The 23086-nt window shown below is 45.5% G+C and carries 23 protein-coding genes; 2 read left to right on the top strand and 21 right to left on the bottom strand.

Features of this window, described 5'->3' with window-relative positions; translation table 11 throughout:
- From ispG to trmJ, 14 genes are all read right to left on the bottom strand, one after another.
- Positions 1-1125: a flavodoxin-dependent (E)-4-hydroxy-3-methylbut-2-enyl-diphosphate synthase gene (gene ispG, locus NB504_RS04510; RefSeq protein ID WP_010320399.1), complete on the bottom strand. Its 1125-nt coding sequence runs from the start codon at positions 1123-1125 to the stop codon at positions 1-3.
- Between the two features lie 8 nt (positions 1126-1133).
- Complete coding sequence (locus NB504_RS04505; RefSeq protein ID WP_094128344.1) at positions 1134-2078, bottom strand: RodZ domain-containing protein; 945 nt, start codon at positions 2076-2078, stop codon at positions 1134-1136.
- A gap of 303 nt (positions 2079-2381) precedes the next feature.
- On the bottom strand, positions 2382-3503 hold the full coding sequence (locus NB504_RS04500) for a bifunctional tRNA (adenosine(37)-C2)-methyltransferase TrmG/ribosomal RNA large subunit methyltransferase RlmN (protein ID WP_026028096.1): 1122 nt from the start codon (positions 3501-3503) through the stop codon (positions 2382-2384).
- Positions 3504-3712: 209 nt separating this feature from the next.
- On the bottom strand, positions 3713-4138 hold the full coding sequence (gene ndk, locus NB504_RS04495; protein ID WP_013857494.1) for a nucleoside-diphosphate kinase: 426 nt from the start codon (positions 4136-4138) through the stop codon (positions 3713-3715).
- Between the two features lie 72 nt (positions 4139-4210).
- Complete coding sequence (gene pepB, locus NB504_RS04490) at positions 4211-5506, bottom strand: aminopeptidase PepB (RefSeq protein ID WP_026028095.1); 1296 nt, start codon at positions 5504-5506, stop codon at positions 4211-4213.
- Positions 5507-5690: 184 nt separating this feature from the next.
- Entirely contained in the window at positions 5691-5885 is a 195-nt protein-coding gene (iscX, locus tag NB504_RS04485; protein WP_258428375.1) for a Fe-S cluster assembly protein IscX, read from the bottom strand.
- 50 nt (positions 5886-5935) lie between these two features.
- The gene (gene fdx / locus NB504_RS04480) at positions 5936-6274 is read right to left on the bottom strand and encodes an ISC system 2Fe-2S type ferredoxin (protein ID WP_010320405.1); all 339 of its coding nucleotides are present in this window, start codon (positions 6272-6274) and stop codon (positions 5936-5938) included.
- 11 nt (positions 6275-6285) lie between these two features.
- Positions 6286-8139 carry a Fe-S protein assembly chaperone HscA gene (gene hscA, locus NB504_RS04475; protein WP_199867582.1) on the bottom strand — a complete coding sequence of 618 codons (1854 nt, stop codon included), beginning with the start codon at positions 8137-8139 and terminating at the stop codon, positions 6286-6288.
- 21 nt (positions 8140-8160) lie between these two features.
- Positions 8161-8676 (bottom strand): co-chaperone HscB, encoded by a 516-nt coding sequence (hscB, locus tag NB504_RS04470; protein WP_094132407.1) that lies wholly within the window; start codon positions 8674-8676, stop codon positions 8161-8163.
- A 66-nt stretch (positions 8677-8742) separates the two neighbouring features.
- Positions 8743-9066, bottom strand: a complete 324-nt coding sequence (iscA, locus tag NB504_RS04465) for an iron-sulfur cluster assembly protein IscA (RefSeq protein WP_010320408.1) — start codon at positions 9064-9066, stop codon at positions 8743-8745.
- A 62-nt stretch (positions 9067-9128) separates the two neighbouring features.
- The gene (gene iscU, locus NB504_RS04460; RefSeq protein ID WP_010320409.1) at positions 9129-9512 is read right to left on the bottom strand and encodes a Fe-S cluster assembly scaffold IscU; all 384 of its coding nucleotides are present in this window, start codon (positions 9510-9512) and stop codon (positions 9129-9131) included.
- 56 nt (positions 9513-9568) lie between these two features.
- The gene (locus tag NB504_RS04455) at positions 9569-10783 is read right to left on the bottom strand and encodes an IscS subfamily cysteine desulfurase (protein WP_013857499.1); all 1215 of its coding nucleotides are present in this window, start codon (positions 10781-10783) and stop codon (positions 9569-9571) included.
- 26 nt (positions 10784-10809) lie between these two features.
- Positions 10810-11331: a Fe-S cluster assembly transcriptional regulator IscR gene (gene iscR, locus NB504_RS04450; protein WP_026027698.1), complete on the bottom strand. Its 522-nt coding sequence runs from the start codon at positions 11329-11331 to the stop codon at positions 10810-10812.
- A 115-nt stretch (positions 11332-11446) separates the two neighbouring features.
- Positions 11447-12175: a tRNA (cytosine(32)/uridine(32)-2'-O)-methyltransferase TrmJ gene (gene trmJ, locus NB504_RS04445; protein ID WP_258428374.1), complete on the bottom strand. Its 729-nt coding sequence runs from the start codon at positions 12173-12175 to the stop codon at positions 11447-11449.
- A gap of 177 nt (positions 12176-12352) precedes the next feature.
- Here trmJ and suhB point away from each other — a divergent pair, with 177 nt between their 5' ends.
- Entirely contained in the window at positions 12353-13156 is an 804-nt protein-coding gene (gene suhB / locus NB504_RS04440) for an inositol-1-monophosphatase (protein ID WP_013857502.1), read from the top strand.
- 177 nt (positions 13157-13333) lie between these two features.
- On the opposite strand, the gene secF is transcribed toward suhB, so the two are convergent.
- From secF to queA, 5 genes are all read right to left on the bottom strand, one after another.
- Positions 13334-14281, bottom strand: a complete 948-nt coding sequence (gene secF, locus NB504_RS04435) for a protein translocase subunit SecF (RefSeq protein ID WP_258428373.1) — start codon at positions 14279-14281, stop codon at positions 13334-13336.
- A 14-nt stretch (positions 14282-14295) separates the two neighbouring features.
- Positions 14296-16152, bottom strand: a complete 1857-nt coding sequence (secD, locus tag NB504_RS04430; protein WP_017047928.1) for a protein translocase subunit SecD — start codon at positions 16150-16152, stop codon at positions 14296-14298.
- A gap of 19 nt (positions 16153-16171) precedes the next feature.
- Entirely contained in the window at positions 16172-16504 is a 333-nt protein-coding gene (gene yajC / locus NB504_RS04425) for a preprotein translocase subunit YajC (RefSeq protein WP_013857505.1), read from the bottom strand.
- 107 nt (positions 16505-16611) lie between these two features.
- Positions 16612-17742, bottom strand: coding sequence for a tRNA guanosine(34) transglycosylase Tgt (gene tgt / locus NB504_RS04420; protein WP_026027700.1), 1131 nt, complete (start codon positions 17740-17742; stop codon positions 16612-16614).
- Between the two features lie 128 nt (positions 17743-17870).
- Positions 17871-18923, bottom strand: a complete 1053-nt coding sequence (gene queA, locus NB504_RS04415) for a tRNA preQ1(34) S-adenosylmethionine ribosyltransferase-isomerase QueA (RefSeq protein ID WP_026027701.1) — start codon at positions 18921-18923, stop codon at positions 17871-17873.
- A gap of 228 nt (positions 18924-19151) precedes the next feature.
- Between queA and NB504_RS04410 the strand changes: the two genes are divergently transcribed.
- Complete coding sequence (locus tag NB504_RS04410; protein ID WP_038171482.1) at positions 19152-19598, top strand: CBS domain-containing protein; 447 nt, start codon at positions 19152-19154, stop codon at positions 19596-19598.
- A gap of 93 nt (positions 19599-19691) precedes the next feature.
- Here NB504_RS04410 and aceA read toward each other — a convergent pair whose 3' ends face one another.
- Positions 19692-21002: an isocitrate lyase gene (gene aceA, locus NB504_RS04405; protein WP_013857509.1), complete on the bottom strand. Its 1311-nt coding sequence runs from the start codon at positions 21000-21002 to the stop codon at positions 19692-19694.
- Between the two features lie 135 nt (positions 21003-21137).
- A complete protein-coding gene (aceB, locus tag NB504_RS04400) occupies positions 21138-22772 on the bottom strand; it encodes a malate synthase A (protein WP_026028092.1) in 1635 nt (544 codons plus the stop codon).
- Positions 22773-23086: the final 314 nt, after the last annotated feature.

The following is a 23086-nucleotide window of genomic DNA, read 5'->3' as shown; positions in this document are numbered from 1 at the left end:
TTAATTTTGTTCGATTTGAGTCACGTTGATTCGGTTCTTCTCATCGAGAATAGAGGCCTTCGCGCGAATTTTCGCTTCGAGTTGGCTGACCAGATCATCGTTATCAAAACGCTCTTTCTGGCGGACGCCGTCTTCGTAGAATGCACTTTTCTTGTTGCTGCCAGCCAAACCAAGATGAGAAGCTTCAGCTTCACCTGGGCCATTAACCACGCAACCGATGATCGAGACATCCATAGGTGTCAAAATATCTTCCAAACGTTGCTCTAACGCATTGACTGTGGCGATCACATCAAACTCTTGACGTGAACAGCTGGGACAAGCGATGAAGTTAATGCCTCGCGAGCGAATACGCAGCGATTTAAGAATATCAAAGCCGACTTTGATCTCTTCGATCGGATCCGCAGCCAGTGAAATACGCAGCGTGTCGCCAATGCCTTCGGCAAGCAGCATACCTAAGCCAACTGCCGATTTAACTGCACCGGCTCTTGCGCCTCCTGCTTCCGTAATACCAAGATGCAGAGGTTGGGCAATCTGTTTAGCCAGTAAACGGTAGGAATCAACGGCGAGAAAAACATCCGATGCTTTAACGCTGACTTTGAATTGATCAAAGTTGAGTCTTTCAAGAATATCGACATGACGCATCGCTGACTCGACTAAAGCGGCCGGTGTTGGCTCACCATATTTCATTTGGATCTCTTTTTCGAGCGACCCACCATTCACGCCAATCCGAATGGGTATGTTCTTGTCACGTGCGCAATCGACCACGGCGCGAATACGTTCTTCGTTGCCAATGTTACCAGGGTTGATACGCAAGCAATCAACGCCATATTCGGCGACTTTCAACGCAATGCGGTAATCAAAATGGATGTCAGCCACCAGCGGGATGGATACTTGCTGCTTGATCAACTTGAACGCTTCTGCCGCGTCCATTGTCGGTACAGAAACCCGTACAATATCAGCCCCGACTTTTTCTAACGCTTTAATTTGAGCGACCGTTGCCGCAACATCGGTAGTGCGCGTGTTGGTCATAGATTGAACAGCAATAGGAGCACCATCACCGATGGGCACATTACCGACATAAATACGCGTCGATGAACGACGCTTAATTGGAGATTCGTGTTGCATAGTATTTTCTAAGGTAAGGTGAATCGAGCGACTTTACCGGAAGTATACCCAGAAAGGTCTACAGGTTCACTTGCAAATGTCATTGAAACGCTTTCAGGCGCGCCAAGAATGATTTGAAACGGAGCTTCACCTTGCAAGGTTACGGTTTGCCCTGATTTTTTAATCCCAGTGGAAAGGGTTTTGCCTGCTGCATCTTTCACCTGAATCCAACAATCTGCGCTGAATGTGAGCGTTAGAGGAGCGTATGGATTCGTTGCATCCTGCGGTGGCGTCTTATCCAATACAGGATCATCGCTCGCACTCAGGTCGGCTTCGGCTGTATCATCTTCAGGTGAAGGGATAAGTTCTGCAGCCTGAGTGTTGATTTCTACAGGGATATCCACCGCTTCTGCTTCTACTTGAGATTCGTCAACCGTAGGTACTAATTCAGGAACGGTCGTGAAATCCTCATCTCGCAAACGCTCAACCGATGTCGACGTGATTGATGGTGAACTCTCAACCACAACATTCTCTTGTTCTTGGTTTTGCCACCACCATAATGAGGAAATACCAATAATGATGGCAAAAATACCCCATGTCAGCGTCATAATACGGCTATCGTGTTTCTCTCGCTTGGTTTTCTTCGAAAAACTTTGCATCGGTTGTTCAGCGACAACCGTAGGATAGCAATCATCAAAGGAAGCTAAAATAACTGACTCTTTGATCCCGACGGCCTTCGCATAGGAACGTAAATAACCGCGAGTAAACGTCGCCACTTGGTCCGAGGCGAAGTTATTCTCTTCTAAACTCTGAATGATAGAGAGACGTAACCGCAACCTATCGGCAACTTGCTTTTGCGTTAATCCCAACGCTTCACGCTTTGCCTTTAATAAAGTGCCGGGTTGCACCGTGTCTGTTTTTACATCTGCAATAATCTGTTCTTGTTCAGTAGTCATCCGTTTTGTACATCTCATTATGTTATGGCTCGAATGGCACCGTCATCACTTTTATTGTTATTAGTTCGTAGTAATAAAAAATGGTGCATTCCAACACGGTGAAAAATTTGCATTCATTGATGCAGGCGACAGTTCAAATTTAACATTACGTCAGTTAGCAATTCTAATGGATATTTGACGTTAAACAACATGGCTTTAGGAAAGAAATTACAGCTAGGTCAATATTTTTCATAAAATTGACGTCAAAATCGCGGAAAATTATTTCAAATGGTAAAAATGCACAAAGCCAGAGGAATCTCTGGCTTTGCTTTATCATCCGATTTAGACCGATTTGACAGGAATGACATCGCCACCCATTTGTTTCATTTTGGTCCGTTTGGTTCTATCAATCACATCACCCACTAGCTGCCCACAAGCGGCATCAATATCATCACCACGAGTTTTACGCACCGTCACTGTGTGTTCATACTGCATCAGTGTTTTTTGAAAACGGTCAATACGTGAATTACTCGGTTTTTTATAAGGTGAACCGGGATAAGGGTTAAATGGGATCAGGTTAATTTTGCACGGCGTGCCTTTCATCAACTTAGCCAATTCGTGCGCGTGGTCCATATCGTCATTGACATGATCCAGCAACACATATTCCACCGTAACCTTGCCACGGTTTGCATTTGAAGTGGCGATATAACGACGCACTGAGGCTAAGAAATCTTGAATATCCCAGCGATCATTGATCGGCATAATTTCGCTGCGTAATTTGTCATTGGGTGCATGCAATGAAATCGCTAATGCAACATCGATTTGCCCTGTCATTTGATCAAGACCAGAAACCACGCCCGAAGTGGACACGGTGACACGACGTTTTGACAAGCCAAAACCTAAATCATCCAGCATGATCTCTAACGCTGGGATCAAGTTTTTCATGTTGAGCAAAGGCTCGCCCATCCCCATCATTACTACGTTAGTAATCGGACGACGACCCGTCTCTTTCTCAAGGCCAATTTCTCTCGCTGCGCGCCAAACTTGCCCGATAATTTCAGACACTTTGAGGTTACGGTTAAAACCTTGCTGAGCCGTTGAACAGAATTTGCATTCCAGAGCACAGCCAACTTGGGAAGAGACGCACAAAGTCGCTCGGTCTTCCTCTGGGATGTAAACCGTCTCAACATCTTGATCTCCTACACGCATCGCCCACTTAATCGTACCATCAGATGAATGTTGTGCTTGTGAAACGATCGGCGCGCGAATTTCACAGCGTTGTTGCAGTTGCTCACGCAGTTTCTTGTTGATATTGGTCATTTGTTCGAAGTCATCACAACCAAAATGGTAGATCCACTTCATGACCTGATCAGCGCGGAACGCTTTTTCACTGAGCTCTTCAGCAAAAAATTTACGCAGACCTTGGCGATCAAAATCAAGCAGATTGACTTTTTCAATAGTCATGTGGCCTCTCAACGACGGAAACAATAAATAAGGGCGCGAATTGTACAGCCTTTATGCAGTAACAACAAGGGTTGTACAACCCTTCAATTACTAAGTCATTCAATGCTTGGCGGATTGTTTTTACTCTACAGCTCCCAACCATACGAGTATAAAAAAGCCTCACAACGTGAGGCCTTAATCGAAATAATTTGGGATAAAAAACGCCAAGATTAACGAGAGAAAATCTCTGATTCTGGGAAGAAAAAAGCGATTTCACGTGCCGCCGATTCAGGACTATCACTGCCATGAACTGAGTTATGGCGCATGCTTAATGCGTAATCAGCACGAATGGTTCCACATGCCGCTTCTTCTGGGTTAGTTTTACCCATTAATTCGCGGTAACGAGCAATAGCATCTTCACCTTCAAGCACTTGAGCCATGATAGGCCCTGAGGTCATAAATTCTTTTAGTGCTGGAAAAAACGCTTTGCCTTCATGCTCAGCATAAAAGCCGCTCGCTTGCTCTTCGTTCAAATGTACCATTTTCGCAGCGATAATACGCAAACCTGATTTTTCGATACGGTGATAGATTTCACCAATCAAGTTACGTTCTACCGCATCGGGTTTAATGATAGAAAATGTTCTTTCTAGAGCCATAAGGTTATCCTTTTTCTTTTGTTTTTTTAGTTATAGTGAACCGCCCAAAACAGAGAGTTGAGCGGTTTTTCATTATTGAGCTTGGTCGGTCAAAATGCGTGCTAATGTACGCACCCCCATCGCCGTTGCACCTGCGGCCCATTTATCGCTTGCTGATTTGCGGTAAGTACCAGCGCAATCAAAGTGCAGCCACCCTTTTTTGTAATCTTCAACAAAGTAAGAGAGGAAGGCCGCTGCGGTACTTGCTCCCGGAGAATAGTCACCTGAGCTGATGTTAGAGAGATCCGCAAAGCTTGAAGGTAACATAGAGCGATGAAACTCAGCCAAAGGCAGAGGCCATAAGCCTTCTTTCTCTTGGTGAGCTGCCACCAATGCCTGCTGGGATAAGCTCTCATCAAAGCTGAGTAGTGCATGGTAATCATTGCCGAGTGCATTTTTGGCGGCACCCGTTAATGTCGCGCAATCAATAATAAGCTGCGGTTTTTGCTCGTTGGCATAAATCAAGCCATCGGCCAACACTAGGCGGCCTTCTGCATCGGTATTCATTATTTCAACTGTGGTGCCATTTTTATAAGTGATGATATCACCCAGTTTCAAGGCGCGTCCGGAAACCATATTTTCTGCACAACACAAAATGAGTTTCACACGTTTATTAAAACCACGCATGATAGCCAAACCAAGGCCACCGGTGATCGTTGCAGCGCCCCCCATATCCGCTTTCATCGCCGACATAAAGTTGGACGTTTTTAAACTGTAACCACCAGAATCAAAAGTAATGCCTTTGCCAATTAAGCAAGCAAAAACAGGAGCACTCTCTTTTCCTGTCGGATTGTAATCGAGTTGCAGCATAGCTGATGTGCGCTCGGAGCCGCGACCAACCGCATAAATACCTTCCCAACCTTCGGTGAGTAGATCTTTATCTTTGACAATGCGGTAGCTGACATGCTCAGGGGCTAGCGATTTGATGAACTCAGCCGCCATGGTCGCTAACTGACGCGGCGCGACTTCTTCAGCGCTTTTATTGATGATATCACGCGTCCATTCCGTCGCTTTAATACGATATTCTAACTCGGCTTGATCTGACTCACTCAGTGGTTGCCATTCTAGTGTGTTGAGTTTTTTCGCTTCACGATAACCTTGGTAGAAAGCCCAAATATTTTCTAAGTGCCAACCGTCACCTTGTAGGCTGATAGCTCTGATAGCTTGCCCATCAAGCTTACGTGCCGCGCGCTGAACCGCGCTGAGTTCATGCTCACTCTCAATAGCATGAATTGTGGCACCATTTTCTGAAAACGAAACAATCGCCTTTTCTCCCCACTGAGGCTGGGCAGCTTGTTGGCTGATAAATACGGACATCTTTGTAGACATGGTTTCTCCTTGCCTGAATATGGCCTCACCTGTGCCATTACGATTAAATAACCAAGGGATGTTAGCATTTTGTAGGGTCAAAATGTCAACTTGATAAAAAAACGGACCATTCGGTCCGCTCTTTTTAGTTAAAATTGTTAACTCTGTGATGTTTTACTGAATAACCATCATGTTAGCAATAGTCTTAGTCGATCTCTTCCATCCAACATAGAATAATCGCTTCGAGAATTTTTTCGTTGGAACAGTTTGGCTCATCATCAAACTCTTCCAGTTCCATCACCCACTGGTGTAGATCTGTAAAACGTACATTTTTAGGATCTACGTCTGGGTATTGCTCACAAAGCTCGATCGCAATATCACGAGAATCGGTCCATTTCATTTTGCTTTCCTTTTACAAACAGTGAACGGGCGTTAATACGCTCAATAGAATTAATGATCTTCAGAAGCCAGATTGAGTGTGTACTTTGGAATTTCAACCACTAAATCTTCGTTAGCGACTCTAGCTTGGCAGCCAAGGCGAGATTCAGGTTCAAGACCCCATGCTTTATCAAGCATGTCATCTTCCAACTCATCACTCTCATCAAGTGAGTCAAACCCTTCGCGAACGATAATATGGCAAGTCGTGCATGCGCAGGATTTTTCACACGCATGTTCAATAGCGATACCATTTTTCAGCGCCACATCCAGTACGGTTTCTCCTGCTTGCGCTTCCAGAACGGCACCTTCAGGACAAAGCTCTTGGTGAGGTAACACAATAATCTTAGGCATAATTTTTCTCTTTAAATATCATCTACCGATTGACCAGCAAGTGCACTGCGAATGGATTTATCCATACGGCGTGAAGCAAAATCTTGGCTGGCTTTGTCTGTCTCTTTAATTCCTTGCTCGATGGCATCGGCGCTATCACCATTACGCAGCACAATTAAATCTTCTATTGCATTCAGAAGGATCTGCTTTTCTGACTCAGATAACAATTCATCACCATCGGCCTGTAAGGCAGAGATCAAACCTTCGATTACACGATCGGCTTCTACACGTTGCTCTGCCAGAGCGCGAGTCTGCATATCTTGTTTGGCAAACGTCATCGAATCTCGCAGCATATTTGCTACTTCATTATCACTCAGTCCATACGAGGGCTTAACTTGAATTTCCGCCTGAACTCCCGTACTTTTTTCCATCGCTGTCACAGAGAGTAAGCCATCTGCATCAACTTGATAAGTTACGCGGATATGCGCGGCACCCGCTGTCATTGGTGGAATACCTTTTAGTGAAAAACGAGCCAATGAGCGGCAATCGTCTACCATCTCACGTTCGCCCTGCACCGTATGGATGCTCATGGCTGTTTGACCATCTTTGAAGGTGGTGAATTCTTGAGCTTTCGCAACAGGAATGGTGGTGTTACGTGGGATGATTTTTTCCACTAAGCCACCCATGGTTTCAATACCCAGCGACAGGGGAATTACATCCAGCAGTAACATTTCTGAATCGGGTTTATTACCCACCAAAATGTCGGCTTGAATTGCTGCACCAATCGCGACAACTTCATCAGGGTTGATGCTAGTTAGTGGTGTGCGACCAAAAAATTCACCAACTAAATCTCGAACCAGTGGCGTACGAGTTGAACCGCCGACCATCACCACTTCCAACACTTCATCTGCAGTAATCTCGGCATCTTTGAGTGCTCGACGACACGATAGTAAGGTTCTTTTTACTAGTGGCGTGATGAGTTGGTTAAACTCATCGCGAGTTAAACGCCCTTGCCAACCCAGTACAGAAACCTCGACACTATCAGTATCAGATAAGGCGATTTTCGCTTCGGTGGCCGCATCAAGCAATGCTCGTTGCTGCTCAGCACTGAGCGGTTCAGCCAAGCTGATTTGGCTCAAAAAATGGTCAGCAATCAAATGGTCAAAATCATCACCACCGAGCGCGGAATCGCCACCGGTCGCGAGTACCTCAAACACGCCTTTCGACAGACGTAAGATAGAGATATCAAACGTACCGCCACCTAAATCATAAACCGCAATCACACCTTCTTGCGCTGAGTCTAAGCCATAGGCAATCGCTGCAGCGGTAGGTTCATTGAGTAAACGCAGTACGTGCAAGCCGGCAAGTTGAGCGGCATCTTTGGTGCCCACGCGTTGCGCATCATCAAAATAAGCAGGTACGGTAATCACCACGCCCGCTAATTCACCACCTAACGACGCTTCGGCACGCTGAGCAAGAGATTGAAGAATATCGGCGGAAACTTGAATCGGGTTCTTATCACCTTGCGCCGTTTGCAAAATAGGCAAACCGTTGTCACTGGCTTTGAAGCGATAAGGCAATGTGGGATAACGCGCCTGAATGTCAGCCAGTGAACGGCCGATCAAACGCTTCACAGAAATGATGGTATTGGCAGGATCAACTTGCGCGTGTGCTCTGGCATCAAAGCCTACGCAACGCTCTTGAGCCGAATAGTGGACCACCGAAGGGAGGATCGAGCGTCCTTGTTCATCAGCAAGCGTCGTCGCATTACCGCTTCGAACCGATGCGACTAATGAGTTGGTTGTCCCCAAGTCGATACCCGCTGCGAGTTTATGCTGATGCGGCGCAGAGCTTTGACCGGGTTCTGCAATTTGAAGTAATGCCATGGGTTGGTCCTTATTATCGAACTAGCCGAGTAACTGTTCTTCGACTCTTTCTATTTCATTTTTGAGCTTGGCAATAAATTTAAGCTTGCGAACCGTATCAGCCGCAAGGCTCCATTGAGCATGGTTAAGTTGTTGCTCAACCAAGATAAGATGCTGTTTATACATCTTGCTAACTCTGTTTTCAAAATCGAATAACGCACTTTCAACATCAGACTGTGAGGCGATGGCTTCAAGCTCTTCTCGCAGCTCCATTTGCTCCATTAAAAACAGCGGATCTTGCATGGTTTGGTGTTCTGCGCGTAACTCTATGCCTTGTTCAAGCAACAAGTATTCTGCGCGACTGATCGGCGATTTTAATGTTTGATAAGCATCATTGATTTGTGAGGCGTTTTGCACAGCAAGCAGGCGATCTCGCTCAGACGCAGTGGCAAAGTTGTCGGGATGAAACCGTTTTTGCAGCGCACGAAACTGAGAAGAAAGAAGGCTACCATCCAGTGCAAACTGACTTGGTAGCCCAAATAATTCAAAATAGTTCATTAACACATTGCTCCTAGTGCTCGACACTAGGCTCAAGTGAGCCTAGTCACGCCGAAAGCCAATCCCTTACACGTTGAAGCTTTCACCACAACCACATTCGCTTTTTGCATTCGGGTTGTTGAACTCAAAACCTTCGTTTAGCCCTTCTTTGACATAGTCAAGCTGTGTGCCATCAAGGTAGACGAGGCTTTTCGAATCGATAATCACTTTGACACCATGATCTTCAAACACTTCGTCTTCTTCGTTAACGTCATCAACGAATTCAAGCACGTAAGCCATACCCGAGCAGCCTGTTGTTTTCACTCCAAGACGTAAACCTACGCCTTTGCCTCGGTTATCTAGGAATGCTCGAACGCGATGCGCTGCTGTTTCAGTTAAGGTAATGGCCATACTACAACCTTAGATTCTTAGTTTGAACTTATGGGAGTGAACCATCATTCACTCCCTTAATATTATTGTTGGTGTTTCTTTTTATAATCGGCAACGGCAGCTTTGATCGCATCTTCCGCCAAAATCGAACAGTGAACTTTCACTGGTGGAAGCTCTAGCTCTTCCGCGATTTCAGAGTTCTTAATAGCTGCCGCTTCGTCAATGCTCTTGCCTTTGACCCATTCAGTAACCAGTGAGCTCGAAGCAATCGCGCTACCACAACCGTAGGTTTTAAATTTTGCATCTTCAATGATGCCTTCTGGCGTCACTTTAATTTGTAGCTTCATTACGTCGCCACAAGCTGGAGCGCCAACCATACCACTACCAATGGTTGGATCTTCTTTATCAAAAGAGCCAACATTACGTGGGTTTTCATAGTGATCAATTACTTTTTCGCTGTATGCCATGATAGTTACCTCTAATCCTCTATTTCCTTGGGAATAAACCAGTGCCTTTTAAAGGACTAGTGATGTGCCCATTCAACGGTGTTTAAATCCACACCCTCTTGATACATATCCCATAGAGGAGACATGTCACGTAATTTGCTTACGGCTACGCGGATTTGTTCAACGGCGTAGTCCACTTCTTCTTCGGTCGTAAAACGGCCAAATGAGAAACGAATCGAGCTGTGCGCCATTTCATCGTTCAAACCAAGCGCACGCAGTACATATGACGGCTCTAAGCTGGCCGACGTACAAGCACTACCTGATGATACTGCTAAGTCTTTCAAAGACATCAGCAGCGATTCGCCTTCAACAAAGGCAAAACTAATATTCAGGTTGTGCGGAACACGCTGATCTAAATCGCCATTCACACTCACGGCTTCCATGTCTTGTACACCAGCGAGTAGACGATCACGCAATGCTTTTGCGTGGTCAAAATCTTTTTGCATGTCTTGCTTAGCAATGCGGAATGCTTCACCCATACCTACGATTTGGTGCGTTGGTAATGTGCCTGAACGGAAACCACGTTCATGGCCGCCACCGTGCATTTGTGCTTCAAGACGGATACGAGGTTTACGGCGAACATATAATGCGCCAATCCCTTTAGGTCCATACGCTTTATGCGCAGAAAGGGAGATAAGATCCACTTTCATTTCTTGCACATCAAGGGGAATTTTACCGGCAGATTGCGCTGCATCTACGTGAAAAATTATCTTGCGTTCACGGCAAAGCTCACCGATCGCCATGATGTCCTGAATTACGCCAATTTCGTTATTCACGTGCATGATCGACACCAAAATTGTGTCATCACGCATTGCCGCTTCTAATTTTTTTAGATCAATCAAGCCATTCGATTCTGGCTCAAGATAGGTCACTTCATAACCTTCACGCTCAAGCTGACGACATGGATCAAGCACCGCTTTATGCTCGGTTTTACAGGTAATGATATGCTTACCTTGCTTGGCATAGAAATGCGCCACACCTTTGATCGCGAGGTTGTCTGACTCTGTCGCACCGGATGTGAATACGATTTCGCGAGGATCAGCATTAAGCAGTTCAGCAATTTGCTCACGCGCAGTGTCTACGGCTTCTTCTGCCTGCCAGCCATAACGGTGCGATCGCGATGCTGGATTACCAAAAACACCATCCATCGTCATGTACTGAACCATCTTTTCAGCCACGCGAGGGTCAACTGGACAGGTAGCTGAATAGTCAAAATAAATAGGCAGTTTCATTTTCTACTCCAATGTAAACATTGCCGCTATGAGCGGGCATTAAGACCTACGGGCACCGAGCCGATAATCACGGTATTGGTATTTTTATTGGTTAACCCGTGGTTCACCGTCAGGCCCAAGCCTTGGCGGTCAGAAATTTCTAGTACTTCATTATCAATCATTAACTCGCCAAGAGTAATGTTGTTCAGAAAGTCACTAATGCGAGAGCTAAGATCTCGCCATAACGTATGTGTTAAGCAGCGAGTGCCACCTTGGCAGTCGGCTCTTCCATTACATTTTGTTGCATCAACTGATTCATCAACAGCGGCAATCACAGTACCAATCGAAATTGAGCAGGCATCTGCACCTAAGCGGTATCCACCACCTGGACCACGTACACTAGCAACTAGCCCCGCTTTACGCAGTTTAGAAAACAGCTGCTCAAGGTAAGAGAGCGAAATGCCTTGCCGTTCGGAAATATCCGCCAGTGGCACTGGGGTTTGTTGCGAATGCAGAGCCACATCTAACATGGCTGTAACCGCATATCTTCCTTTAGATGTAAGTCTCATATCACCGTATCCACATTGATTATGTGGTTGGAATTTTTCCATACCTGACTAAATAGGTCAAGTATTTATTTGACTAATTTAGTCAGGTATTTAACCCTATTATTAATCTGGATAATTATTGATTGCTGCGATGCTTCTCAATTGAGGTCAACACACCACGTAATATATTGATTTCTTGAAACTCTGGACGCGAACGAGAAAATAGCCGACGGAGTTTATTCATGATCTGTCCCGGCTGTTCCTTTGAAATAAACTGTGTCTGTATCATGACCTTTTCAAGATGCTGATAGAACATTTCTAATTCGTGATGCAGAGGATACGCTTCTTCTGGCTGGGCTTGATAACCTTTTTTTTCATTATTTAGATAGGCAACACGCACCTCATAACTCAATGTTTGTACGGCCATAGCAAGGTTTAACGAACTGTATTCAGGATTAGCCGGAATGCATACATGAAAATGGCATTTTTGCAGTTCATCGTTGGTCAGCCCGGTTTTTTCTCGGCCAAACACTAAAGCAACCGGGTATTGCTGCCCCTCTTGCGCCAATTTTTCCCCACATTCACGCGGTTCAAGCATTGGCCATTCTAAAGTTCGTGAGCGTGCACTTGACCCAACCACCAGGCCACAATCTGCGACAGCCTGCTCTAGCGTATCCACGACCTCCGCATTTAAAGCAATGTCGCTTGCTCCAGCAGCTAGAGCGATCGCTTGGGCGTCTACCTCGCATTGAGGCGAAACCAAAATCATTTTACTTAGGCCCATGACCTTCATCGCTCGGGCAGCAGAACCAATATTTCCTGAATGAGATGTCCCTACTAAAATGATTTTTACATTGTCTAGCATTACGTTGTACGCCACTCTATTTTAAACGACAGAATACTAACATAAACCTGACTAAAATGGTCAGGTCCTTTAGCTACACATGAACAACCGAGCAAAAAATAGCCACTTCCTTTTTAATAAAACTTTGTTATACTGCTGCCCGCTTTTTCGTTCTTTAACATCCGTTGGGAAAACTGTATGCATCCAATGCTAAACATTGCTATTCGCGCTGCGCGAAAAGCTGGTAACCATATTGCTAAATCACTAGAAAATACTGAGAAAATCGAAACAACTCAGAAAGGGACTAATGACTTTGTTACTAACGTAGACAAAGAAGCAGAAACTATGATCATCGATACAATCAAAAGTTCTTACCCAGAACACAGTATCGTTGCTGAAGAAAACGGGCTTATCGACGGTAAAGATAAGGACGTTCAATGGATCATCGACCCACTGGATGGCACAACAAACTTCGTCAAAGGTTTACCCCACTTCGCCGTTTCCATCGCGGTTCGCATTAAAGGCAAAACAGAAGTTGCTTGTGTTTATGACCCAATGCGCAATGAGCTGTTTACCGCTCAACGTGGTGCTGGTGCGCAATTAAACAACTCACGCCTTCGTGTTAAACAGTTAAAAGATCTTCAAGGCACTATTCTCGCTACTGGTTTCCCATACAAACAAAAGCAACATGCCGAATCTTTCATGAAAATCATGTCTGCACTGTTTGTTGAATGTGCTGATTTCCGTCGTACTGGTTCTCCTGCGCTTGATTTATGTTACCTAGCTTCAAACCGTGTCGATGGTTACTTTGAACTGGGTTTAAGACCTTGGAATTTAGCCGCTGGCGAGCTGATCGCTCGTGAAGCAGGCGTTATTCTTACCGATTTCTCTGGCGGTACTGAATACATGAAATCGGGCAATATTGTAGGTTCAAGTGCCCGTGGTGTTAAAGCGATTCTGAAACACATTCGTGATAACGGTAACAGCGCTATTCTTAAATAGGTTGCACTAAATACCATCAACACCGTCAAAATTGATTCAAGCCTCGTATAGCAATATACGAGGCTTTTTTAGTTTCGCTTTATACTTTGCTACTTAGAGTGACCGCGGTGTGGGATGGGGTAGAAAAAAGCCGCAGAATATTCTGCGGCTTTGGCTATTTAAGAAACTTTCAGGCTGCTAAGGAAGTTCGTCGAACTCCGCACCCTCTTTTTCCACTTGAGGTGGAAGTAGGTGCTCACGGGTAATTCCTAATTTCAGTGCCAACGCTGACGCAACGTAGATAGATGAATAAGTACCCACGGTGATACCGAGCAGTAAAGCGGTGGCAAAACCATGTATGTTCGCCCCACCTTGCACAAAGAGTGCGATCACCACCAGCAAGGTGGTTCCCGATGTAATCAAAGTCCGGCTCAAGGTTTGGGTAATTGAGCTGTTCATGATCTCGGCTGAATCACCTTTACGCAATTTACGGAAGTTTTCACGGATGCGGTCAAATACCACAATCGTATCGTTGAGCGAGTAACCGACAACGGTCAGCAAAGCGGCAACAATCGTTAAATCAACCTCAATTTGCATGATAGAGAAGATGCCAAGCGTGATGATCACATCGTGTGCCAGTGACATCACCGCGCCCGCAGCGAGCCGCCATTCAAAACGAACGGAGACATAAAGCAAAATACAGATGAGCGAAGCCAAAATAGCTAAGCCTCCGGCTTCAGCTAATTCATCGCCCACATTCGGGCCAACGAACTCAATGCGGCGCATCTCGACACTTTTTCCTGTCCCCTCTTTAATAGCAGAAAGAATTTGGTTGCCTAACGTCTCGCCAACCATGTCAGATCGTGGACGAAGACGGACCATCACTTCGCGCGCGGAACCGAAATTCTGCACCGTCGCATCGCCAAACCCTTTCGCTTCCAAAGCACTGCGGATATCTTCAAGATTAGCTGGGTGTTCAAACCCAACTTCAATCAAAGTACCGCCGGTGAAGTCCAGTCCCCAGTTCAACCACTTGGTTGATAAAGTGAAAATAGACGCACCAATCATTAAAAGAGAGAATAAAAACGCAAATTTAGACCAACGCATAAAGTCGATCGTTTTATCTGCTTTTAGAATCTGAAACATAGTAATTCCTAGCCTTAGATCGACAATTTTTTAATGCGTTTACCACCATATAACAGGTTCACAATACAGCGAGTCCCGATAATAGCGGTAAACATTGAGGTTAAAATACCGATAGAAAGTGTGACGGCAAACCCTTTGATGGCTCCAGTACCCACAGCAAATAGAATGATTGCCGTGATCAACGTAGTGATGTTGGCATCAGCAATGGTACTGAACGCGTTAGCATAGCCTTGGTGGATAGCTTGTTGTGGGTTTCGTCCATCACGGAGCTCTTCACGAATACGCTCGAAGATCAGAACGTTAGCATCCACGGCCATACCAACCGTCAATACGATACCCGCAATACCCGGCAAGGTCATTGTCGCCCCTGGGATCATCGACATCACACCAATAATGAGCACAAGGTTCGCCATCAATGCAATATTGGCAATCAAGCCAAAACCACGGTAGTAAAGCAGCGTAAAGAGCATCACCGCAACCATACCCCAGATGCAGGCTTGAATGCCCATATCGATATTTTGCTGCCCCATTGATGGACCAATGGTACGCTCTTCAACAATAGAGATTGGCGCAATTAACGCACCTGCACGCAGTAAAAGTGCAAGGTTTTGAGCTTCTGCAGCAGAATCAATTCCCGTGATGCGGAAGTTACGCCCAAGAGCCGACTGAATCGTTGCTTGGTTGATCACTTCTTCATGCTTATCCAGAATCACTTTGCCATCAGGTGTCCGACGGCCGCTGTCTTTGTACTCTGCAAATACCGTTGCCATAAGCTTGCCAATGTTCTTTTTAGAGAACGCCGACATCTTATTTCCGCCTTCGCTATCTAACGAAATGTTCACTTGCGGGCGACCATATTCATCCATGCTAGAGCTGGCATCCGTGATACTTTGACCACCTAGAATCACGCGTTTTTTCAAGACAACCGGGCGACCATTACGATCAGATTTGATTTCACTCCCAGCAGGAGCACGACCAGAAGCCGCGGCGGCTAAATCAGCCTTGTCATCAACTTCACGAAACTCAAGAGTCGCGGTTGCGCCAAGAATCTCTTTAGCACGAGCAGTATCTTGAACCCCCGGTAACTCAACCACAATGCGGCTGGCACCTTGACGCTGCACTAAGGGTTCAGCGACCCCTAATTCGTTAACACGGTTACGCAAAATCGTGATGTTCTGCTCAACGGCATAATTTCGAACTTCCTGCAAACGCTGCTCAGTAAATTGAGCAATCAGCGCAAAGCGACCGTCAGCCTTAGACGTAGTAAAAGTCATATCAGGATGTTTCGACGTTAATGCTTGCTGTGCTTGCTCTAATTGCTCATCGTCACGCAAAGTGACTTCCACTCGGTCGTTGCCCACTGAGCGAATGGCGCGGTAGCGAATTTTTTCATCACGCAGTTCGCTGCGAAACGCTTCTTCTTGCTGGCCAATCAATTTTTCCATTGCGGCATCCATATCCACTTCCATTAAGAAGTGAACACCACCACGCAGATCAAGGCCAAGCTTCATCGGTGCCGCGCCAATCGATTCCAACCAAGAAGGCGTTGAAGGAGCAAGGTTAAGTGCAACAATTGTATCTTTGCCTAACGCTTCACTCACCACATCACGCGCACTGATTTGAGTATCGGTATCGTTAAATCGAACAAGAATTGATCCATTCTCTAGAGCAATGGATTTATGAGAAAGGCTCTCTTTATCAAGAGCTTTGGTGACAGCATCCAGCGTTGACATATCAACAGAGGCGCCACGCGCCCCTGTAATTTGAATTGCCGGATCTTCACCGTAAATATTTGGAAGTGCATATAAAGCAGAGAGAGTGATGGCGAACACCACTAACAAATACTTCCATAACGGATAACGGTTTAGCACAGCAAGGATCCTTTAGCTGTTATAAAGACTTAAGCGTACCTTTTGGTAGCACCGCTGTAATGAAATCTTTTTTGATCACAATTTCATTGTTCACATTCAGTTCGATAGAGATGTAATCGCTGTCTTCTGCGATTTTAGTGATTTTACCCACTAAACCGCCACTGGTTAACACTTCATCACCTTTAGTCATGGCGGCCATCAAACTTTTATGCTCTTTAACACGTTTGGCTTGTGGGCGGTAAATCATGAAGTAGAAAATAACCGCAAACATACCAAGCATGATCAGCATTTCATAACCGCCACCTTGTGATGCACCTTCACCTGCTGCGTGTGCTACAGAAATTAAACTCATTGAAAACGTCCTCTAAAATATTGTTGTGTAATGTAATTCTAATTGGGCTGCGTTGGCTTAATTTCAAGTTTATCACTTCACAAATCAAGCAAAACGCAGCAAAACCGTTATTGGCCCATTGGTGGAACTTCACGATTGCGACGAGCATAAAACTCCTCAACAAACGCGTCGAAGCGATCTTCTTCAATCGCTAAACGAATGCTTGCCATCAGGCGTTGGTAATAACGTAAGTTATGAATAGTATTTAAACGCGCACCCAGAATTTCGTTACAACGATCCAGATGGTGTAAATACGACTTCGAATAATTTTTGCAAGTGTAACAGTCACAATGCGGATCCAGCGCAGTTGTATCGGTTTTATGTACTGCATTACGGATCTTGATCACACCACCCGTCACAAATAGATGGCCATTACGTGCATTTCGCGTTGGCATCACACAGTCAAACATATCGATACCGCGACGTACCCCTTCTACTAAGTCTTCAGGTTTACCGACACCCATCAGGTAGCGTGGTTTGTCTTCTGGCAATTGTGGACAGGTGTGCTCAAGTACACGGTGCATGTCTTCTTTAGGTTCACCCACCGCTAAGCCACCAACCGCGTAGCCATCAAATCCGATCTCGGTTAAGCCTTTCACGGAAACATCACGCAAATCTTCGTAAACACTGCCTTGCACGATACCAAATAGCGAGTTGGTGTTCTCTAATTTGTCGAAATGGTCACGTGAACGCTGCGCCCAACGTAAAGACATCTCCATTGATTTTTTCGCTTCGTCGTGCGTCGCAGGGTACGGCGTACACTCATCGAAAATCATCACAATGTCAGAGCCCAGATCTTTTTGAATTTCCATCGACTTTTCTGCGTCCATGAAAATCTTGTCACCATTGACTGGGTTACGAAAATGCACCCCTTCTTCTGTGATTTTGCGAATATCACCCAAGCTAAACACTTGGAAACCACCTGAATCAGTGAGGATCGGGCCTTGCCAGTTCATAAAATCATGCAAGTCGCCGTGCATTTTCATCACTTCTTGGCCAGGGCGCAGCCACAGGTGAAAAGTATTACCGAGCAAAATTTCTGCGCCCGTCTCTTTTACTTCTTCCGGTGTCATGCCTTTTACTGTGCCGTAAGTACCTACAGGCATGAATGCCGGTGTTTGCACAGTGCCACGTTCAAAGGTTAATTGCCCACGGCGAGCATTTCCGTTTTTCTTTTTAAGTTCGTATGTTAACTTCACGAAGCCTCCAATGTCAGAGAAACAGTCTGACGTATCATGATTAGGTGCAAGCACCCCTCTAGAGCGGTCGCCAATTCCTAGCGAAAAACGAAGCGGAGCTTCTTCTCCTAGCGTAATGCTAGCACTCGTTAATTGGTGTTCTTGGTGATAAACATCGCATCACCATAACTAAAGAAACGATATTGATGTTTCACGGCATGCGCGTACGCGGCCATAGTATGCTCATAACCTGCAAAAGCGCTGACGAGCATAATCAGTGTCGACTCTGGCAAGTGGAAGTTAGTGATTAAGCAATCCACCAACTGATACTCATAACCAGGGAAGATGAAAATTTCAGTGTCACCGAAAAAAGGAACCAGCTCAGTGCCCTTTTTAAGCGCATCTTGCGCGGCACTTTCCAGTGAGCGCACCGACGTAGTTCCAACAGCGATCACTCGACCACCACGCGCTTTCGTCGCGTTGACGGCATCGACTACCTCTTGTGGCACTTCAACATATTCTGCATGCATATGGTGATCGTGAATATTGTCGACTCGTACTGGCTGGAAGGTTCCAGCGCCAACATGCAAGGTTACATAAGCAAATTCGACACCTTTCGCTTTGATTTGCTCAAGCAGAGCCTCATCGAAATGCAAACCGGCGGTCGGTGCAGCGACAGCTCCCGGTTTTTGGTTGTATACGGTTTGATAACGCTCTTTATCAGCATCTTCATCAGGGCGGTCAATGTAAGGCGGCAACGGCATATGGCCAATCTCGTTTAAGATCTCCAGTACCGTCTTTGACGCTGTAAAACGAATCTCGAACAGCGCGTCATGGCGAGCCACCATGTGTGCATGATATTCGTCATGCTCTCCTAAATACAACTCACTGCCCGGTTTTGGCGGCTTAGATGAGCGAACATGAGCTAAAATCGTCTGTTCATCCAACATTCGTTCGACCAATACTTCCAGTTTGCCGCCTGAAGCTTTGCGCCCAAACATGCGAGCCGGGATGACACGTGTATTGTTAAAAACCAATAAATCGCCGGGCTGAACTCGGTCAAGAACGTCTTTAAATGAGCCATCCGCCAGTTCACCGCTGTTACCGTCTAATTGCAGTAAGCGACTCGCCGTACGTTCAGCCGTTGGGTAACGAGCAATCAGCTCATCGGGAAGTTCAAAGTGAAAGTCTGAAACTTGCATAGTTCTTATCTTGTTCGTTTTGAGTGGATGACGTAATTTTTTTAAGCGCCGTAGTATATACGTAAACACCTTCGCTCGTCAGACCCAGATCTAAATTTAATGTAATTAAACATGAAAATGGCACCCAATCTTTACGCATCAATCAAAGTAAAAATAGCGGGAGCTCTCAGATATTTTGCGCAGAAAAAACTATAGTTGAATCAGTTCAATAATAAAAAGGAGCTCGTTATGATCAAAATTGAAGACATGATGACTCGCAACCCCCATACCCTGTTGCGTACACACACGTTAGCCGATGCTAAGCACACTATGGAAGCGTTGGATATTCGCCATATCCCTATCGTCGATCCACACAAAAAACTACTCGGTATCATTACTCATCGAGATATTCTTGCCGCGCAAGAGTCGAGCTTAAAAAACATCCCTGAAGATCAATCATATACACTGACAACACCGTTATATGAGGTGATGCATACTGAAATTATGACGGTTGACCCGCGAGCGGGGTTAAAAGAGAGTGCTATCTACATGCAAAAACATAAAGTAGGCTGCTTACCCGTTGTAGATAAAGGCCAACTAGTGGGCATTATTACTGACACGGACTTTATTGGGGTAGCCGTTACCTTACTTGAGCTACAAGAAGAGAGTGAACCGGACGAAGTCGATATTGAATAACGCTCACTCCCTAATATAAGTGCCTCACATAAAAAAGAGCGGCTTACGCCGCTCAAAGGTGTTACACAGATAATGATTGGGAAGTACCGCTAATTAAAATTGGTCTTCTTCAGTAGAGCCCGTTAACGCGGTTACGGAAGAACTGCCACCTTGGATGGTATTGGTCATCCGGTCAAAGTAACCCGTTCCCACCTCTTGTTGGTGTGCAACAAAGGTATAACCTCTTGATGCTGCTTCAAACTCTGGACGCTGAACTTTCTCAACGTAATGACGCATACCTTCGCCTTGCGCGTAAGCATGTGCTAACTCAAACATGTTGTACCACATGTTATGAATGCCCGCTAAGGTGATGAATTGATATTTGTACCCCATGTCCGACAACTCTTGCTGGAAACGAGCAATGGTGTCTGCATCCAAGTTTTTCTCCCAGTTGAAAGAGGGAGAACAGTTATAAGCCAGCAGTTGATCTGGGTATTGCGCTAGAATTGCTTCGGCAAATTGGCGGGCTTCATCCAAATCAGGCTTAGCGGTTTCACACCACACGAGATCAGCATACGGCGCGTAAGCGAGGCCGCGTGAAATCGCTTGCTCAATCCCAGCATTCACGCGATAGAAACCCTCTTGAGTACGCTCACCTTGGATAAAATCACGATCGTATGCGTCGCAATCCGAGGTCAGTAGATCCGCCGCGTTTGCATCAGTACGAGCAATGACCAAAGTGGTTGTCCCTGATACGTCAGCGGCCAAACGTGCCGCAATCAATTTTTGAACCGCTTCTTGAGTCGGAACCAGAACCTTGCCGCCCATGTGTCCGCATTTTTTTACTGACGCCAACTGATCTTCAAAGTGCACACCGGCCGCCCCTGCTTCAATCATCGACTTCATCAACTCGTAAGCATTTAGCACGCCACCAAAACCGGCTTCAGCATCAGCAACAATCGGTAAGAAGTAATCAATACCACCTTCATCTTCCGGTGATTTTCCGGCCGCCCACTGAATTTGATCGGCACGACGAAACGAGTTGTTGATGCGCTTGACCACCGATGGAACAGAATCGACTGGATAGAGCGATTGGTCTGGGTACATGGTGGAAGCGGTGTTGTTGTCTGCCGCTACTTGCCAGCCGGAGAGATAAATCGCCTCAATTCCCGCTTTGGCTTGTTGTACCGCTTGACCACCTGTCAATGCACCCAAACAGTTCACATAACCTTTTTTGGCACTGCCGTTAACCAGTGACCACAATTTATCAGCGCCACGTTGGGCCAAAGTGTTGGCTGGAGTGATTGAACCACGCAGGTCAACCACTTCAGCAGCAGTATAAGTACGCTTTACATTTTTCCAGCGTGGGTTGGTTGCCCAATCTTTTTCTAGAGCTTCGATTTGTTGGCGGCGAGTTAATGTCATGGTCTATCCCTCTTATTTTGATGCGCAAGCGCACTGTCATCCTTTTCTCAGCAGTACGACCTATTCTGCTTTTGAAAACAGCTTCACGTTATTGGTTGTTAGTTATTGGTTATTAGATATTGGTTTTAAATCTCATCAATCTAGGTAGTCATAACCCGGAACGGTGAGAAAATGAGTCAGCTCATCGCTGGTAGTTAAGCGAGCCATCAATTGTGCCGCTTCGCTAAATCGTCCTTGTGCAAATCGCTGCGTGCCGATTTCCTGTTTCACGACTTCAATTTCTTGCGCAAGATACTGCTCAAAAAGCGCTTTGGTAACAATCTGACCATTATCCAAGGCTTTTCCATGCTTGATCCATTGCCATATTGACGCTCGAGAAATCTCTGCGGTCGCCGCATCTTCCATCAAACCATAAATGGGGACACAGCCATTGCCGGAGATCCATGCTTCGATGTACTGAAGTGCAACTCGAATATTATGACGCATGCCCTGCTCGGTACGTTCCCCTTCACATGGGGTCAACAGCTCATTGGCATGAATCGGCGCATCAGACAGACGCGTAACATCTAATTGGTTACAACGCTCGCCCAGTACTTGGTCAAAGACCGCTTTTGCCGTATCCGCTAAACCGGGATGGGCAACCCAAGTACCGTCATGACCATTATTGGCTTCGAGTAATTTATCGTGATGAATTTTATCGAGAACCAACTGATTTTCTTGGGGATCTTTAGCTGGAATGAAAGCGGCCATACCGCCCATCGCAAATGCGCCACGCTTATGACAGGTGTAGATCAGCAAGCGTGAATAGGCGTTAAGAAACGGCTTTTCCATTGTGACAACTTGGCGATCTGGTAGCACCCGATCCGGATAATTTTTCAATGTCTTGATATAACTGAAAATGTAATCCCAGCGGCCACAATTTAAGCCGACAATGTGTTCTTTAAGCGAGAACAATATTTCGTCCATCTCGAACACGGCGGGTAAGGTTTCAATCAATACGGTGGCTTTAATGGTGCCAGTTTCTAACCCAAAATACTCTTCGGTAAAATGGAAAACGTCACTCCACCACTTTGCTTCTTGATAGGCCTGAAGTTTTGGAAGATAAAAATAAGGGCCACTGCCTTTTTTAAGCAATGATTTATAGTTGTTGTAAAAGTAGAGTGCAAAATCAAACAGCGAACCCGGAATACTTTGCCCTGCATATTTAACATGCTTTTCTTTAAGGTGCAGACCGCGTACCCGACAAATGAGCACCGCTGGGTTATCTTTAAGCTGGTAGCACTTACCATTGTCAGGATTGGTATAGCTAATGGTTCCTTCAATGGCATCACGCAAATTGACTTGCCCATCCAGCACTTTATCCCATGCTGGTGACATCGAATCCTCAAAATCCGCCATGAACACTTTGACGTTAGCATTCAATGCATTGATCACCATTTTTCGATCGGTTGGCCCCGTAATCTCCACTCGACGATCTTGTAAATCGTGTGGGATACCGAGAATTTTCCAGCTTCCTTCGCGAATATCTTGCGTATCCTTGAGAAAATCCGGCAGTTCTCCGTTATCAATACGTGTTTGTCGCTCTTCTCGTGCATCCAGCAGCGAATCAACACGGCTTGCAAATTTAGCACACAGAGTGGACAAGAAGATTTGGGCTTCTGAAGGGAAAATAGCTTGGTGATGTGGGCCAACGGCACCAACAACCTCAAGCTTGGCTTCGTGGTGTTCTTTGCTGAGTGCTAACTCTGTTTCTGGGGTCTGTGCAAACATAACGCTCTTCCTTAAAACCATTCCAACTACATTTGTAATTTAAAAACCACAAATTCAAATGCTCATTTTTTGCTATCCACTGACTTATCTCTACCGACACTTTCTCTCAGTCAATCCAATATTTCAAGCCTAACCAAGCTAGACATAAGTCTTACAAAACCTTATTAAACCTTACATCAACTCATCATTCAGCAAAAGAGACAAAGTTAATGAAAGGTTAAAAACAAAGTTTTATCCCGTTTCAAACCTATGTTTGATTTCCTTGTTAAATATGAAAGTTATTACGTTATTTTGTTACACAACTCAAAAAGGCA

The sequence above is a fragment of the Vibrio sp. RM-69-4 genome (assembly GCF_024743775.1).
Taxonomy (GTDB): Bacteria; Pseudomonadota; Gammaproteobacteria; order Enterobacterales; family Vibrionaceae; genus Vibrio; species Vibrio anguillarum.
The sequence above is the reverse complement of the archived record's forward strand: the minus strand, read 5'-3'. Positions and strand labels throughout refer to the sequence as shown.

Excerpts from the sequence above, each read along its gene's own strand:
- ispG (WP_010320399.1), bottom strand. The coding sequence starts at position 1,125 with ATGCAACACGAATCTCCAATTAAGCGTCGTTCATCGACGCGTATTTAT.
- NB504_RS04505 (WP_094128344.1), bottom strand. The coding sequence starts at position 2,078 with ATGAGATGTACAAAACGGATGACTACTGAACAAGAACAGATTATTGCA.
- NB504_RS04500 (WP_026028096.1), bottom strand. The coding sequence starts at position 3,503 with ATGACTATTGAAAAAGTCAATCTGCTTGATTTTGATCGCCAAGGTCTG.
- ndk (WP_013857494.1), bottom strand. The coding sequence starts at position 4,138 with ATGGCTCTAGAAAGAACATTTTCTATCATTAAACCCGATGCGGTAGAA.
- pepB (WP_026028095.1), bottom strand. The coding sequence starts at position 5,506 with ATGTCTACAAAGATGTCCGTATTTATCAGCCAACAAGCTGCCCAGCCT.
- iscX (WP_258428375.1), bottom strand. The coding sequence starts at position 5,885 with ATGAAATGGACCGATTCTCGTGATATTGCGATCGAGCTTTGTGAGCAA.
- fdx (WP_010320405.1), bottom strand. The coding sequence starts at position 6,274 with ATGCCTAAGATTATTGTGTTACCTCACCAAGAGCTTTGTCCTGAAGGT.
- hscA (WP_199867582.1), bottom strand. The coding sequence starts at position 8,139 with ATGGCATTACTTCAAATTGCAGAACCCGGTCAAAGCTCTGCGCCGCAT.
- hscB (WP_094132407.1), bottom strand. The coding sequence starts at position 8,676 with ATGAACTATTTTGAATTATTTGGGCTACCAAGTCAGTTTGCACTGGAT.
- iscA (WP_010320408.1), bottom strand. The coding sequence starts at position 9,066 with ATGGCCATTACCTTAACTGAAACAGCAGCGCATCGCGTTCGAGCATTC.
- iscU (WP_010320409.1), bottom strand. The coding sequence starts at position 9,512 with ATGGCATACAGCGAAAAAGTAATTGATCACTATGAAAACCCACGTAAT.
- NB504_RS04455 (WP_013857499.1), bottom strand. The coding sequence starts at position 10,783 with ATGAAACTGCCTATTTATTTTGACTATTCAGCTACCTGTCCAGTTGAC.
- iscR (WP_026027698.1), bottom strand. The coding sequence starts at position 11,331 with ATGAGACTTACATCTAAAGGAAGATATGCGGTTACAGCCATGTTAGAT.
- trmJ (WP_258428374.1), bottom strand. The coding sequence starts at position 12,175 with ATGCTAGACAATGTAAAAATCATTTTAGTAGGGACATCTCATTCAGGA.
- suhB (WP_013857502.1), top strand. The coding sequence starts at position 12,353 with ATGCATCCAATGCTAAACATTGCTATTCGCGCTGCGCGAAAAGCTGGT.
- secF (WP_258428373.1), bottom strand. The coding sequence starts at position 14,281 with ATGTTTCAGATTCTAAAAGCAGATAAAACGATCGACTTTATGCGTTGG.
- yajC (WP_013857505.1), bottom strand. The coding sequence starts at position 16,504 with ATGAGTTTAATTTCTGTAGCACACGCAGCAGGTGAAGGTGCATCACAA.
- queA (WP_026027701.1), bottom strand. The coding sequence starts at position 18,923 with ATGCAAGTTTCAGACTTTCACTTTGAACTTCCCGATGAGCTGATTGCT.
- NB504_RS04410 (WP_038171482.1), top strand. The coding sequence starts at position 19,152 with ATGATCAAAATTGAAGACATGATGACTCGCAACCCCCATACCCTGTTG.
- aceA (WP_013857509.1), bottom strand. The coding sequence starts at position 21,002 with ATGACATTAACTCGCCGCCAACAAATCGAAGCTCTAGAAAAAGATTGG.
- aceB (WP_026028092.1), bottom strand. The coding sequence starts at position 22,772 with ATGTTTGCACAGACCCCAGAAACAGAGTTAGCACTCAGCAAAGAACAC.